Origin of the sequence: Methylomonas albis, assembly GCF_014850955.1 — a bacterium.
Lineage (GTDB): Bacteria > Pseudomonadota > Gammaproteobacteria > Methylococcales > Methylomonadaceae > Methylomonas > Methylomonas albis.
In genome coordinates this window covers 2,045,512-2,057,957 of the sequence record NZ_JACXSS010000001.1, presented here as the reverse complement: position 1 = coordinate 2,057,957, position 12,446 = coordinate 2,045,512, and the positions used below count along the sequence as shown (strand labels likewise).

Genomic DNA, 12,446 nt, shown 5'->3' with positions numbered 1-12,446 from the left:
TTTCTGCGCAGCCGCTCAGATTTTTGTTTGTAACACCAGCAGTCGATTATTGGCAGGCATGGCGTGGTCGGCTTGTAAGGTCAAACCGATGGCTGCGGCCAAGCCCATAATCGTCTCAAAATCTTTGATACCGCTGCGTTCATCCCGTTCTTTCAACCACAAGTCGAAACGGGCGTTGCTTTCGCTGGTGTATGCGCCGGCGTAATTGAACGGGCCGTAGATACACAGCGTCGCCTCGGCACTCAAATAGTTCGCTAGCCGCTTGAATAACAGCCCTACTTCGGCGCTGCTCATAATGTGCAAGGTGTTTGCAGTAAACAGTGCGTCGATTCGTGCGCACGGCCATTGCAAATCCGCCACGTCCAAGCTGAGCGGCGGCAGTAGATTGGCCAGTTGCACCGCGTCCCGCCATAAATGGATCCCCGGCAAATTTTCCGGCCTATCGGTAGGCTGCCATGTCAGATGCGGCAGATTCCCGGCAAAATGACAGGCATGCTGGCCGGTGCCGCTGCCGATTTCCCACACTGTCATGGGTTGGTCAAAAACCGTTTTAAGAATCTGTAAAATCGGTTCCTTGTTGTTCTCGCAAGCCTGGGAAAATGGTTTCTGTATCGTCATGAGCAATGTTTTGATGGTATTTTGATGCTTTAACTCTACTGTGATTAAAAATGGAAGTAAAACAAATCGACAGCATGGCGCAAATCGACGCTGCGGATTGGAATCGGCTGTGCAGCGCTGATTACCCATTTACTCGTCACGACTTTTTATCCGCCTTAGAACAAAGCGCGGCGGTTTGCCCGCAAACCGGCTGGGAGGCCGCGCATTTACTTGTGATGGACAATCAGAAATTGCTGGCTGCCTTACCGCTGTATCTGAAAACCCATTCCTGGGGCGAGTATGTCTTCGATCAGCAATGGGCCCAGGCTTACCAGCAGCATGGCATTGCCTATTACCCGAAATTAGTCAGCGCAATTCCGTTTACCCCCTGCCGAGGCCAGAGGCTGATATTTTCGCAGGACGCGGATCAAACCGCAGTCTGCGCGTTATTGTTCGGTTTTATCCAACAGCTTGCCGAGCGGCGCGGCATTTCCTCCTGGCATTGTTTATTTCCCGAACATGCGCAGCTTGAGCTGCTTAAATCGTTGGGAATAAGCGTCCGCGAGGGTGTGCAGTTTCAATGGTTTAATCGCAACTACGCTACGTTTGCGGACTTTTTACAGACCTTGAGCGCTGATAAACGCAAGATGATCAAGCGCGAACGGCGGCGGGTGGCGGAACAAGGTATTCAAATGCAACGCATCGCCGGGCCCGATGTTTCCGACGCCCAATGGCAAGTGTTTTTCCGCTTTTACGCGCTGACTTATTTAAAACGCAGCTCCGAACCTTACTTGAATCTGGCGTTTTTTAAGCAAATCGCGCGAACCATGCCCGAGCAATTATTGCTGGTTCTAGCAGTTAAAGACGATACCTATGTCGGCGCAGCCTTGAGTTTTGTCGGTGCGGATACACTGTATGGCCGGTATTGGGGCTGCCAAGCGGAATACAACGCCCTACATTTCGAGGCCTGCTACTACCAGGGCTTGGACTACTGTATAGAACACGGCTTGGCGCGTTTTGATTCCGGCGCGCAAGGCGAGCATAAAATCTCCCGCGGCTTCGAGCCGGTCACCACCTACTCCGCGCATTGGTTAAAGGATGCCGGTTTTGCCAAGGCCGTGGCGCAATTTGTAGCCCGTGAAAAACAGGCGATTGCGCATTACAAACAAGACGCGGCGAATTACCTGCCGTTTAAACGCACTTAGTAGAATAGCGCTACGTCAGCCTTTTTCCAGCTCGGTTTGACAAGCCAAACAATACTGGCATGCAATCGCATGACGCCGCGCTTACGGTATCGGTTCGCCGCATTCCTCGCAATGCGTGGCGGATTCGCCGGTATAGATTGCTTTACGCGTCTCGGCAACGAAAAGCTCGGTCATCTTGTCAATTCTTTCTAAAATGGCGTCGGTACCACCCGCCCAGGCCGTGGACATTATTGCGACTCCTGACTATGCATAGCTTTGTATCTAACGACGGGCTTCCAGCCACACACCAAAATCCTCGAACGGCATCGGCTTGCTAAACAAGTAACCCTGCGCCAAATCGCACTGATAACTACTGAGTTTGTCCATGACTTCCTGAGTTTCCACACCTTCCGCGGTGACCTGCAAACCCAGATTGTGCGCCAGATTGATGGTGGCTTTGACGATCACCGCATCGTTTTCGCTATGCAACAAATCGACGACAAACGATTTATCGATTTTTAATTCCGTCAACGGCATGCGTTTTAAATAGGCCAAAGACGAATAGCCGGTGCCAAAGTCGTCAATAGACAATTTATAACCCATTTCATTTAGACGCTGAATCACTTCCATCGCCCGCTCCGGATCGGTCATGATGGAACTCTCGGTAATTTCCAACATCATCCATCCGGGCTTGATATTCGCCGCAGCGGCAACGCCGGCCATCACATCCGGGAGTTCCGGATCGTGCAAATCCTTGGCGGATAGATTAACTGAAATAATCAATTCCCAGCCGCGTTTACGCCATTCGGCGCAATGCTTAAACGATTGTTTCAACACCCAGGAAGTCAGATGTTTGATCACTCGGGTTCTCTCCGCCATCGGAATAAATTCATCCGGCGAAATAAAGCCGTGCTTGGGATGCTGCCAACGCACCAACGCTTCCGCACCGTAGACTTGTCCAGTTAACACCGACACTTTGGGCTGGTAGTAAATATGTAATTGCTCTTTTTCGATGGCCTGGCGCAGTTCACTCATTAAGGTCAGGCGGCGCGGACTGTGATCGTCGTACGACGGCGCGTAAGTGGTATAACCTTCGTGCGACTGAGCGGCAACGAACAATGCCACACCGGCTTTTTGCACCAGCGTATCCACATCGTCGCCATGTTCGGGAAAATTGACGATACCGATGTTGATGTGAATTACCAGACTCAGACGCTCGACTTTAAACGCCGGATCCAGAGCTGCCTGGATATTTTTCGCCAAGGTGAGGCCGGCCGTTTCGTTGTCGACCGCCGAGAGTAATACACTGAAAATATTGCCGTCGATGCGGGCGACACTATCGGTACCCAACACCACGCTCTGTAGGCGCGTGGCGATCTGTTTCAAAATCAAATCGCTGCTATTGCGACCCAACGTGTCATAGACCTCCTTAAAGTTGGCGACTTCCACCAACAGGATAGACAACATTTTATTTTGATTGCCGGCGGCTAAAATCGCTTGTTCCACCCGGTCGTAGAACAATACCCGGTTCGGCAAGTCTGTTACCGAATCGTGGGTGGTGGAATAACTGACTTGTTTTTCTAATGATTCGGCGCGGGAACGCAGTTCCTGGGTCTGATCCAAAATCATCGCTCCAGCTTGATAAGCGATGACCGAGCTGGAATATTGGCCCCAAAATCCGAAAATGAACGGTAGCACTTCAAGCATCCACAGACCGTAGTTTTCGGTTTGGGCTTTGATGATGCCGTTTAAGGAGATTTCGCCGACATAGTAATAACTCAAGGCCATCAGCGCACTGAGAATACTGGCAATCGCGATAGCCACACCTTGATATGTGGTCTTAGATACCTCGCTTTTCAGCACGCGAACATTTTCGTTCAGTATGTTTTTGGCGGGTATCATCTTTTTCCCAGCGTCTGTTTCATGAATTCGCTATCGTCTTTTAGCTGCTGCCGACCAAGCTTGCAAGCGATGGGCGTCGAAAAAATTCACTAAATATAGTTAGCCAAAGCGTTAATTACAAACTCAAGCCCGTCAAATAACCATCTCCGCCTGCAGCAATTTGATCTGATCCCTGACGCGGGCGGCATCTTCAAATTCCAGGTTTTTGGCATGCTGATACATTTTTTCTTCCAGTTGTTTCAAGGCTTTGGCGGCCTGTTTCGGTGTCATCGCCTTGTAATTGCCGGCCGGTTCGGCGACTTTAGCTCTAGCGTTAGAAATGGAGCCACCGGAACCGGGAATCGAGAGTTCCAGTATATCGGTCACCGATTTAAAAATGGTTTTCGGCTGAATGTTGTGCTCTTTGTTAAAGACGATCTGCTTATTGCGGCGGCGTTCGGTTTCGTCGATGGCCAGTTGCATCGAGCGGGTGATTTTATCGCCGTACAGTATCGCCTTGCCGTTGGCATTGCGCGCCGCCCGGCCTATGGTTTGCACCAAAGACACCAACGAGCGCAGGAAACCTTCCTTATCGGCATCCAGAATCGCTACCAGCGACACTTCCGGTATATCCAGGCCCTCCCGCAGCAAGTTGATGCCGACCAGCACGTCGAACACGCCTAAGCGCAAGTCGCGGATAATTTCCACCCGCTCCACCGTTTCGATATCCGAATGCAGATAACGCACCTTGACGCCATGCTCCATCAGATAATCGGTCAAATCCTCCGACATGCGCTTGGTCAAAGTGGTGACCAACACCCGTTCCTGCACGGCGGTGCGTTTGGTGATTTCCGATAACAGATCATCGACCTGGCTGGTCGCCGGGCGCACTTCGACAAGGGGATCGACCAGACCGGTCGGGCGCACTACCTGCTCCACCACCGCGCCGGAATGTTCTTTCTCGTAAGTGCTGGGCGTGGCGGAAACATAGATGCGCTGGCCGCAGATTTGTTCGAATTCTTCGAAGCGCAAAGGCCGGTTATCCAGGGCTGAAGGCAATCTAAAGCCGTATTCCACCAAGGTTTCCTTACGCGAGCGGTCGCCCTTATACATCGCCCCAATCTGCGGCACCGTGACATGGCTTTCGTCGATGATCACCAGCGCATCATTGGGCAAATAATCAAACATGGTCGGCGGTGACTCACCGTCTGCGCGATTGGACAGATGCCGGGAATAGTTCTCGATGCCGGAGCAGTAGCCCACTTCCATGATCATTTCGATATCGAACAGCGTGCGCTGTTCCAAACGTTGCGCTTCCACCAATTTATGATTGTCGCGCAATTGCTCCAGACGCTCGGCCAGTTCGATTTTGATTTTCTCCACCGCACTGAGTAATTGGTCGCGCGGCGTGACGTAATGGCTTTTTGGATAGAGCGTAAAGCGCGCCAGACGTTGGGTGACTTCGCCAGTCAGCGGGTCGAACATCGACAATCTTTCGATCTCGTCGTCGAACAACTCAATTCGCAAAGCTTGCTCTTCAGATTCGGCTGGAAACACATCGATCACCTCACCGCGCACCCGATAAGTGGCGCGGCGCAGTTCGGTGTCGTTGCGGGTGTATTGCATTTCCGCCAAGCGCCGCAGTATGTCGCGCTGCTTGATCATATCGCCGCGCACCAGATGCAAGACCATCTGGAAATAGGATTCCGGCTCGCCCAAACCGTAAATCGCCGAGACCGTGGCTACCACGATGGTATCGCGCCGCTCCAGCAAGGCCTTGGTGGCTGACAGCCGCATTTGCTCGATGTGTTCGTTTAGAGAAGCATCCTTATCGATGAAGGTATCGGAGGCAGGAATATAGGCCTCGGGCTGGTAGTAGTCGTAATAAGAGACGAAATACTCGACGCTGTTATCCGGAAAAAACTCCTTCATTTCGCCGTACAGCTGGGCCGCCAAGGTTTTGTTGGGGGCCATGATCATCGCCGGCCGCTGGGTTTGCTGGATCACATTGGCAACGGTAAAGGTCTTGCCGGAGCCGGTCACGCCCAGCAAGGTTTGATGCAGTTCGCCGTGGTTGATGCCGTCCACCAGTTCCGCAATGGCGGTGGGCTGGTCCCCGGCAGGTTGATAACGGCTTTGAATCCTGAACGGTTTATGCGCCGGGCCTTTCTTTTGCGGCGAAGCTTCTTCCACACCCAGAATGCCGCTGATCGCTGACTGACTGATCTCCATGCGCCGTTTATCGCTCATGCTAATACCCTTCTGAGGTTTGTCTGCACACTGGCTTATTTACACGCCGATTCCGGCTGGTCGTATCCCAAGGTATCCAACTCGGTCTTGGGGTGTAAAAAGCCTTCGATCGGCGCCACGCTGACTAAGGAGCGCGGTGCGGCAATCAACACCGGTTGCCGCAATTGACCATCCCAGGGGCGGAACGATAATGGCATACCTTTATAACCCTGTAAGGCAAACGCCGGGGAAAATATATAATCCTTGATGGCTTGGGTTTGGTTGGATTTACTGCGAACGCTGGCCTCACCAATCGCTCGCACCGCCAAATAGGCCGCATAATCCTCCTCTTCCATCCAGCGGCCGGCTGTATCCTTGAAGCGATTCTGCAATTGCACCGCACCCCATTGTTCATGGGTTCTATGCCAAGCGGTGGCGATCAACCCCTGGGTACCAATCACCGGCCGCGGTTTCCAGGTCCGATAATCCAAGTATTCGCCAAACAGGCCTTGTTCGTCGGCTACGACCAATACATCGTAATCGTCCACTTGGGTGAAAACCGGCACATCGGATTGCGCAGTACGGCGGGCATCGTAAGCGTTGGTCCAGGCTTTTTCCGCGACCAGTTTGATACCAAACTTCTTGGCCGCGCGTTTAATGGCCGCTGCGTATAACTTGTCTTCCGGCGTGGGGCCTATCACTAAAAACCAGTTTTGCCAACGCTTCTTTAACATGTATTGCGCCAGCGCATCGGCGCGCATGGCTCGACTGGGTAACAGGTGCAAAACGTGATGCCGACAGTCGCCATTGCGCAATTCGTCGTCGCTGCTGGCCGCATCGAATAATAATTTATGTTCTGCGCCAGGCAAATCGGCAAGCTTGTTCAACTGCTCAGGCGGCACGTTCAACACTACCAAACCAACATCCTCGCCTAATTGTGTGAAGGCTTGCTGCAAGTCGCCGCCCACCGGCACCACAATCTTCTTTAACTCGTAGTGCTGGCCGGTAAATTGGCCGGTGGTATTGTTATCGGCAATCGCCAATTCGGCACCGGTTTGGCCCTTATTTTGAATAAATGCATCCAGGTTAGACAACGCCGCAGGCACCGCGCGCTCCTGACTGAAATAGCCGATTTTGACCAACTGCTTTGCCAGTTCCGCAGGTTTAGTTGCCTGCGATTTTAACGGTGGCGCTTTCTTGGCTGGCACTGCGCTGACCTCGCCCATCAGCAGCGCGGTAATCCAACATAAACAAACTGAAATCGACACACTTTTTTTCATGAATTGCCGCAACCCGAAACAAAAGAACCATTTTAACGGATTCGGTTCAAGCAAGTTGAGCCAATAATCGTACTGCCTCTATTGAATTTTAGTGGTTTAACATCAATACTTAGCCACCTTTACACATACTGCGTTTGCCATGTCAGAGCCCGATTTCTCTTTAGATTTTCTTGATCAAGAGGTTACGATTGATAGCTCATGGTCTAATAAGCGCAGTGCGGTCCGCTATTTACGTAACGATATCCGTGCCGCAATCAAAATTCATAGCTTATGGTTTCCGCGTTTATTTCCGGTAGCCTTGCGGGACATCAGCAGTCGCGGCGCTGCAATATTCAGCGAAAAAAAGCTGGGGAAAAATAAACACATTTGCCTGTACCTGCTGTTCAACGACGGTGCACGGTTTGATGTTCAGGCCGTCGTGGTGCATTGCGACAAAGAGAACGGCCGTTACGGTATTAAATTCGATAACGTTGAAAAACCTCTAGCAGAGCATTTACTGCACACCCAAACCGATCTGCTATTCAGCTAACCGCAAATCAACATGCCAGTACTCACTCAAATTTATATATACCCGGTCAAATCGCTGGCCGGAATTCGCGTGGACCAGTGGCCGGTGGATGACAAAGGCTTGTTGTACGATAGAAAATGGATGTTGATAGACAATCATAGACAATTCCTCAGCCAACGCCGTTTACCAAAAATGGCGCTGATCAAAACCCGCATCGAAAACGAACAACTGATTTTGTCGGCACCGCACCAAGCGGATTTAGCTCTGCCTTTAAGAGCGAACGATGGCGACGATATTGAAGTGGTGGTCTGGCACGACCGTTGCGTTGCCAAAACTTGCGGCGATGCTGCCGATGCTTGGTTAAGCGATTTTTTAAAAGCCGATTGCCGACTGGTTTACCAAACCGATCAAGATATTCGCAAAGTCGATCCTAACTATGCGCTGGATAGCGATCAAACCTCCTTTTCCGACGGCTTTCCGTTTTTGATCGTGTCGGAGAATTCCCTGAATGCCCTCAATCAAGCCATGCAGCTCGAATTTGACATGGTTCGCTTCCGGCCAAATTTAGTAGTCGCCGATTGCGATAGCTATGCCGAGGATGCTTGGCGACGCATTACCATCAACGATATTGGCTTTAGATTGCCCAAGCCCTGCTCGCGCTGCTCGGTACCCACCATAGATCCATTAACAGCGGAAACCGGCAAGGAACCACTGATAACTCTGAATCGTCTGCGTAAATGGCAAAATAAAGTCTATTTCGGCCAAAACGCCTTACATGACAAAATCGGTAATTTGGCGGTAGGGCAAATAGTTTTAATTGAAGAGACAGGCGAACCACAACCGCCGTTATCGTCAACGCCCATTTAAACTACTCGCCATCCATGGCGCCTGAGCCCCGCAGTCGCAAGCTCTCAGTGTCGTAAGATCATTCTGTGGCTTCTAGCAAATTGGTGGCGACAACGCGGCAAGGGATGAAGAATATTAGCCGTGTTTACGTTTCAAACCCAGCAAACCCAGCAAGGCAGATCCCATTAGCCACACCGCACCCGGCACAGGAACGGCAGCAGGCGTGATGGAAGTTACCAAATAGACGGTACTGTGATCGTCTCCCCAGGCCCCTGCTCCATTGGTATTGATACTGTTATAGTACCAAACCCATTGCGCACTGGAATCGATACCCGCATGGCTACCCCAGGGAGATATTCCGTTAGCGCCCTCTGAGACAATAGATGACGCTGCGTTGGACAGGGAATCTACGTACATAGTCCAACCAGTATCGCCAGTTGAAATAGTGTTTGTACCGTTACCGAAAGAATAGTTGCTATCCGACAAGGTAAAGGTTCCCAATGCAGCACCAGGACCGCCTTGATTTGTAACTTTTAAAATCAGATATGAAACGGAGGTAGAAACTAGGTTGTCCACCGACGAATAGGTGCTGCCCCAATAGTTGCCGGTTAGGATAGCAGCGCCACTGATAGAAGTTGTGCTGGAGCTGATGTACTCTTCAAACGCATTGTCAGCGGTAAAAGTGCTGGTCAGCACAGTCGACGCTTGAGCGCATGGAATTGAGCTTGCCAGAAAGAAAGCCAAAGCTAGTTTTTTCATATTTCATATCCTGTATTTATGTGAGTGGTGGTAAGGTTATCACTCGGTCCATATCGTTCATATTGCCCAAAAGCATTACAGCCAAAATTTTTGGCATACTTTGAGTTACACACGCCACAACTGAGACAGCTACATCGGTTACCTATTATCCGCTTCGGGTTGATTGGCGGAGGGAGCAAATTGCAGATGCGCGTCCGGGCATATTGGTAAGATACTGCAAACATCAAAGCGTTTTACAAAATCGGAGTAAATTTGTTCACGTTACCATCCATATGGAACCTGCTTATTAGCACCATCGTATTCATCTGGGTAGCCAAACGCGCCCGAAGTATCCTGGATAATCAAGGTTTGTCCAACGGCGCAACACGGACTCTACTGGTGTTTACCTTAGCCTCGCTGTTATCCTGGGGATCAGGCCAAGTAGTCGACTGGACTGAAGCAAAAATTCAAGGCAAGCCCGATACGACTTCGCGGTCAACTTAAGAAAACATTGCGCAGCTGTTAGAGGTTTTAAACCAAGTTCAGTCCGCTACCCAAACACAACCTTCAACCTATTAACGAGACATCATGAAAAGACTTCTGTTAGGGACCACGCTGGCCGTTTGTTCCGCCGCCCATGCCGACGATTATTTATCGTTTAAAGCACCGAGCAAAGCCGACGCGGGAACGTGGCTGAATGCATTTACCGATGCCCAAGACATGACCCGCGACGGGATCGTGTTAAAAAGCAATTTGAAGCGCGAAGAACTATCCGAATTGCTGAAATCCCTGCGCGTAAAAGCTGAAACGTTGTTTGGCGATGTCGTGTCTCCTTTGGGAGATTGCACTAAATCGGTGGAGTCGGTTAATTGGTACTGGCAAACCCAAATATCGCTAATTACCGATCCAACGACTGATACCGATAGGAAGGCGCTTAGCTTGGTTACCTTAGCCTGGGAAGGCGGCGAATATTATGCTACATGCTCTCGAATGATTAGCGCTTTGCCATAACTACCAATACGCATCGTCCTTGTAACTTTAGTTACAACTGATCGAGACGAATGCCGATAGTGCGATACATCTTCACAACAAAGCCTGAACGTAGCCGCGCCGAAATGATTCAGCTTGGAAATTAGCGGACAGGCATCATCAACCGACAAATGGCAGTCACTCTAGTTTTGCAAGCGTCTGCAAATTGAGAATTAGCCGATGTTGTACAGATAAATCAATATATACGGTGTGAACAAGCTATAAGGAAACTTCATTAATGGCCGAAACTTCACATTCCACAATACCAACAAACTAATACAGTGCCTACGCAATGTATTCCAGCAACGCCTTGCGCGCTTCGGTAATCCGAATGAACTGTTCATGGCTGCCCCCGACATCGGGATGCGCCTTTTGGGCGAGCCGTCGAAAAGCAGCCTTGATCTGTGATGACTCAAGCACCCCGTCGATGGGCAGATTGAGCGTCTCACGATGTTGCCGCTCGTCGAACGGATTGCGATTGCCTTGGCGCCGAGCACGGTTGCCATAGAGGCGTTCAAACTGCTCGTTTATACGCTCTTCTTCTGCGCGACGAATTTTCAGGGACTCCCGCCGCAGTTCCACTTGGTCGTCTTGCCATCTCTGGCGCGACATAACGATACAGGCGGCGAAAGCGATTCGACCCTGCGTCTTTAGCTCGTCGAAGCTGAAGGGACCCACCATCTCGAAGGGTTCCTCCAGCCATGCGTAACTACCGCCGGTACCGACTTCGATCCGCTCAATCGCCACCGTAGTGACGAGGCCGAGAGCGCCATTCCAGATGACCCAATCTTCCTGATCCGTATACCTGTTATACATGAACTGTCCCTCCGGCTTCGCCGCTGCAATGCCTATTGGACCTGGCGCTGACACAGCGACTCTGCCGGTTATGTTTGGCCCAGGAGGTTACAACAATTGTGAGATGGATTGAGGTAAACACGACAAAAATAGCCCGTTCGAATGGATTATTTAATGAGCAAGCAAATTGCACACCAACAAAACAATACCCGAGATCGGGCGAGATCGCACCCAAAGGCCAGCGCGTTAAGGTTAGAGATACCCTTTTTGAAAGCCTGGCGTCGGTAACGAAGAAATTAAACTATCTACCAAGTTGTGAAACCAAAACTGGCGTGAAAATTGTTAAGGCAAAGATTCCCGATAAACAACGGCAGAGCTATTCGCTGTTTTCAAATCAACTATTTCATTTATCGTATGACCAGCTTTTCCTTACCAAGAACGAATAGTTTCCAGTAGACGACAATTGCTCCAGCCTTTATTTCAGAATCATGATGACCCAAAACAACGTATTAAACCCCGCACAAATCGAGCATTTATCGGCGTTGCGATACATCAATAACATTGATGAACATATGAAAATCGTCTCCAGCGTTAAGGTGCTTGATGACGCAGATCAATACGACAACGCTGTGCTATTGGTACTCGATATATTTATCGACGACAAACAAATCGACAAGATGAGTTTCAGTTTGCGCAATTATGCCTACGAAGAGATCGTAGAACTCGCCCAGCATATTCGCGACAATGACTATATTTTGCGCGCTGTGGACACGGCACTATCAGGCGATATTGAGTAAACAAACTTAGCACGCGTTTGATGTACTCAAAAGCGTGGCATAGATGCTTAGCTTGGATTCAGGCAAAAGCCGACACCCTTATTCATCCCAACCTTCGTCGGCCATCTCTTCAAAACGGCTGCTATCTTTGGCCGTTTTATGTTTAAAAATGCGTTCCAGCAACGGCGACATGGCCCCGGTCATTTCTTGTTGTAACTCGGTAATAATTTCTTCAATGTCAGGGCCGCCTTTAACGATGACCGGATGAGCGCCCAATTTGATCAACTCATTGGTGGCAGTGCCACCCACGGAACCGCAATAAACCATATCGCACCCCGCTAACCAGGCAAGCTTAGGCTTTAACTTGTCGTCATTGCCGTCACGTTGTTCTTTAGCAAACGACTTAACCGCCAGCGGCGTAGCAGTACTGCCATCGATACCATAGACATGAAATCCCGACGACGAACCGAAATGCTGATTGACAATTTCACCATCCGAGCTGGCAAAAGCAACTAACAGCTTATTCACATCGGCTTCAAGCTCCGCAACACAATTTACATCAGCAAGTTGACTCATATAACAC

General features: G+C 50.3%; 14 protein-coding genes. 6 read left to right on the top strand and 8 right to left on the bottom strand.

Annotation, left to right across the window (positions count from 1 at the left end; translation table 11 throughout):
- Window positions 1–15 precede the first annotated feature (15 nt).
- Window positions 16–618 carry a DUF938 domain-containing protein gene (locus EBA_RS09410; protein WP_192374487.1) on the bottom strand — a complete coding sequence of 201 codons (603 nt, stop codon included), beginning with the start codon at window positions 616–618 and terminating at the stop codon, window positions 16–18.
- Window positions 619–668: 50 nt separating this feature from the next.
- Between EBA_RS09410 and EBA_RS09405 the strand changes: the two genes are divergently transcribed.
- Window positions 669–1,802 (top strand): GNAT family N-acetyltransferase, encoded by a 1,134-nt coding sequence (locus tag EBA_RS09405; RefSeq protein WP_192374486.1) that lies wholly within the window; start codon window positions 669–671, stop codon window positions 1,800–1,802.
- Window positions 1,803–1,883: 81 nt separating this feature from the next.
- Here EBA_RS09405 and EBA_RS09400 read toward each other — a convergent pair whose 3' ends face one another.
- The 4 genes from EBA_RS09400 to EBA_RS09385 all read right to left on the bottom strand — a co-directional run bounded on the left by EBA_RS09400 (window position 1,884) and on the right by EBA_RS09385 (window position 7,171).
- Window positions 1,884–2,030 (bottom strand): TraR/DksA C4-type zinc finger protein, encoded by a 147-nt coding sequence (locus EBA_RS09400; protein ID WP_225616062.1) that lies wholly within the window; start codon window positions 2,028–2,030, stop codon window positions 1,884–1,886.
- A 33-nt stretch (window positions 2,031–2,063) separates the two neighbouring features.
- The gene (locus EBA_RS09395) at window positions 2,064–3,683 is read right to left on the bottom strand and encodes a putative bifunctional diguanylate cyclase/phosphodiesterase (protein WP_192374485.1); all 1,620 of its coding nucleotides are present in this window, start codon (window positions 3,681–3,683) and stop codon (window positions 2,064–2,066) included.
- A gap of 132 nt (window positions 3,684–3,815) precedes the next feature.
- Entirely contained in the window at window positions 3,816–5,912 is a 2,097-nt protein-coding gene (uvrB, locus tag EBA_RS09390; RefSeq protein WP_225616060.1) for an excinuclease ABC subunit UvrB, read from the bottom strand.
- Between the two features lie 35 nt (window positions 5,913–5,947).
- Window positions 5,948–7,171, bottom strand: coding sequence for an ABC transporter substrate-binding protein (locus EBA_RS09385; protein ID WP_192374484.1), 1,224 nt, complete (start codon window positions 7,169–7,171; stop codon window positions 5,948–5,950).
- A gap of 139 nt (window positions 7,172–7,310) precedes the next feature.
- Between EBA_RS09385 and EBA_RS09380 the strand changes: the two genes are divergently transcribed.
- A complete protein-coding gene (locus EBA_RS09380) occupies window positions 7,311–7,700 on the top strand; it encodes a PilZ domain-containing protein (RefSeq protein WP_192374483.1) in 390 nt (129 codons plus the stop codon).
- 12 nt (window positions 7,701–7,712) lie between these two features.
- Complete coding sequence (locus EBA_RS09375) at window positions 7,713–8,546, top strand: MOSC domain-containing protein (RefSeq protein ID WP_192374482.1); 834 nt, start codon at window positions 7,713–7,715, stop codon at window positions 8,544–8,546.
- 114 nt (window positions 8,547–8,660) lie between these two features.
- Here the strand turns inward: EBA_RS09375 and EBA_RS09370 are convergent, their stop codons facing one another.
- Complete coding sequence (locus tag EBA_RS09370; protein ID WP_192374481.1) at window positions 8,661–9,284, bottom strand: hypothetical protein; 624 nt, start codon at window positions 9,282–9,284, stop codon at window positions 8,661–8,663.
- Between the two features lie 567 nt (window positions 9,285–9,851).
- On the opposite strand from EBA_RS09370, the gene EBA_RS09365 reads away from it, so the two are divergent.
- The gene (locus tag EBA_RS09365) at window positions 9,852–10,274 is read left to right on the top strand and encodes a hypothetical protein (protein ID WP_192374480.1); all 423 of its coding nucleotides are present in this window, start codon (window positions 9,852–9,854) and stop codon (window positions 10,272–10,274) included.
- Between the two features lie 303 nt (window positions 10,275–10,577).
- On the opposite strand, the gene EBA_RS09360 is transcribed toward EBA_RS09365, so the two are convergent.
- Window positions 10,578–11,108: a J domain-containing protein gene (locus EBA_RS09360; protein ID WP_192374479.1), complete on the bottom strand. Its 531-nt coding sequence runs from the start codon at window positions 11,106–11,108 to the stop codon at window positions 10,578–10,580.
- 35 nt (window positions 11,109–11,143) lie between these two features.
- Between EBA_RS09360 and EBA_RS09355 the strand changes: the two genes are divergently transcribed.
- Window positions 11,144–11,533 carry a hypothetical protein gene (locus tag EBA_RS09355; RefSeq protein ID WP_192374478.1) on the top strand — a complete coding sequence of 130 codons (390 nt, stop codon included), beginning with the start codon at window positions 11,144–11,146 and terminating at the stop codon, window positions 11,531–11,533.
- Window positions 11,534–11,575: 42 nt separating this feature from the next.
- Window positions 11,576–11,884, top strand: coding sequence for a hypothetical protein (locus EBA_RS09350; RefSeq protein ID WP_192374477.1), 309 nt, complete (start codon window positions 11,576–11,578; stop codon window positions 11,882–11,884).
- A 78-nt stretch (window positions 11,885–11,962) separates the two neighbouring features.
- Here the strand turns inward: EBA_RS09350 and EBA_RS09345 are convergent, their stop codons facing one another.
- The gene (locus tag EBA_RS09345; RefSeq protein WP_192374476.1) at window positions 11,963–12,439 is read right to left on the bottom strand and encodes a NifB/NifX family molybdenum-iron cluster-binding protein; all 477 of its coding nucleotides are present in this window, start codon (window positions 12,437–12,439) and stop codon (window positions 11,963–11,965) included.
- Between the last annotated feature and the right edge of the window lie 7 nt (window positions 12,440–12,446).

Bases quoted from the DNA above. Each gene is read 5' to 3' on its own strand.
- EBA_RS09360 (WP_192374479.1), bottom strand. From the start codon at position 11,108: ATGTATAACAGGTATACGGATCAGGAAGATTGGGTCATCTGGAATGGC.
- EBA_RS09380 (WP_192374483.1), top strand. From the start codon at position 7,311: ATGTCAGAGCCCGATTTCTCTTTAGATTTTCTTGATCAAGAGGTTACG.
- EBA_RS09410 (WP_192374487.1), bottom strand. From the start codon at position 618: ATGACGATACAGAAACCATTTTCCCAGGCTTGCGAGAACAACAAGGAA.
- EBA_RS09345 (WP_192374476.1), bottom strand. From the start codon at position 12,439: ATGAGTCAACTTGCTGATGTAAATTGTGTTGCGGAGCTTGAAGCCGAT.
- uvrB (WP_225616060.1), bottom strand. From the start codon at position 5,912: ATGAGCGATAAACGGCGCATGGAGATCAGTCAGTCAGCGATCAGCGGC.
- EBA_RS09375 (WP_192374482.1), top strand. From the start codon at position 7,713: ATGCCAGTACTCACTCAAATTTATATATACCCGGTCAAATCGCTGGCC.
- EBA_RS09365 (WP_192374480.1), top strand. From the start codon at position 9,852: ATGAAAAGACTTCTGTTAGGGACCACGCTGGCCGTTTGTTCCGCCGCC.
- EBA_RS09385 (WP_192374484.1), bottom strand. From the start codon at position 7,171: ATGAAAAAAAGTGTGTCGATTTCAGTTTGTTTATGTTGGATTACCGCG.
- EBA_RS09405 (WP_192374486.1), top strand. From the start codon at position 669: ATGGAAGTAAAACAAATCGACAGCATGGCGCAAATCGACGCTGCGGAT.
- EBA_RS09395 (WP_192374485.1), bottom strand. From the start codon at position 3,683: ATGATACCCGCCAAAAACATACTGAACGAAAATGTTCGCGTGCTGAAA.
- EBA_RS09350 (WP_192374477.1), top strand. From the start codon at position 11,576: ATGATGACCCAAAACAACGTATTAAACCCCGCACAAATCGAGCATTTA.
- EBA_RS09370 (WP_192374481.1), bottom strand. From the start codon at position 9,284: ATGAAAAAACTAGCTTTGGCTTTCTTTCTGGCAAGCTCAATTCCATGC.
- EBA_RS09400 (WP_225616062.1), bottom strand. From the start codon at position 2,030: ATGTCCACGGCCTGGGCGGGTGGTACCGACGCCATTTTAGAAAGAATT.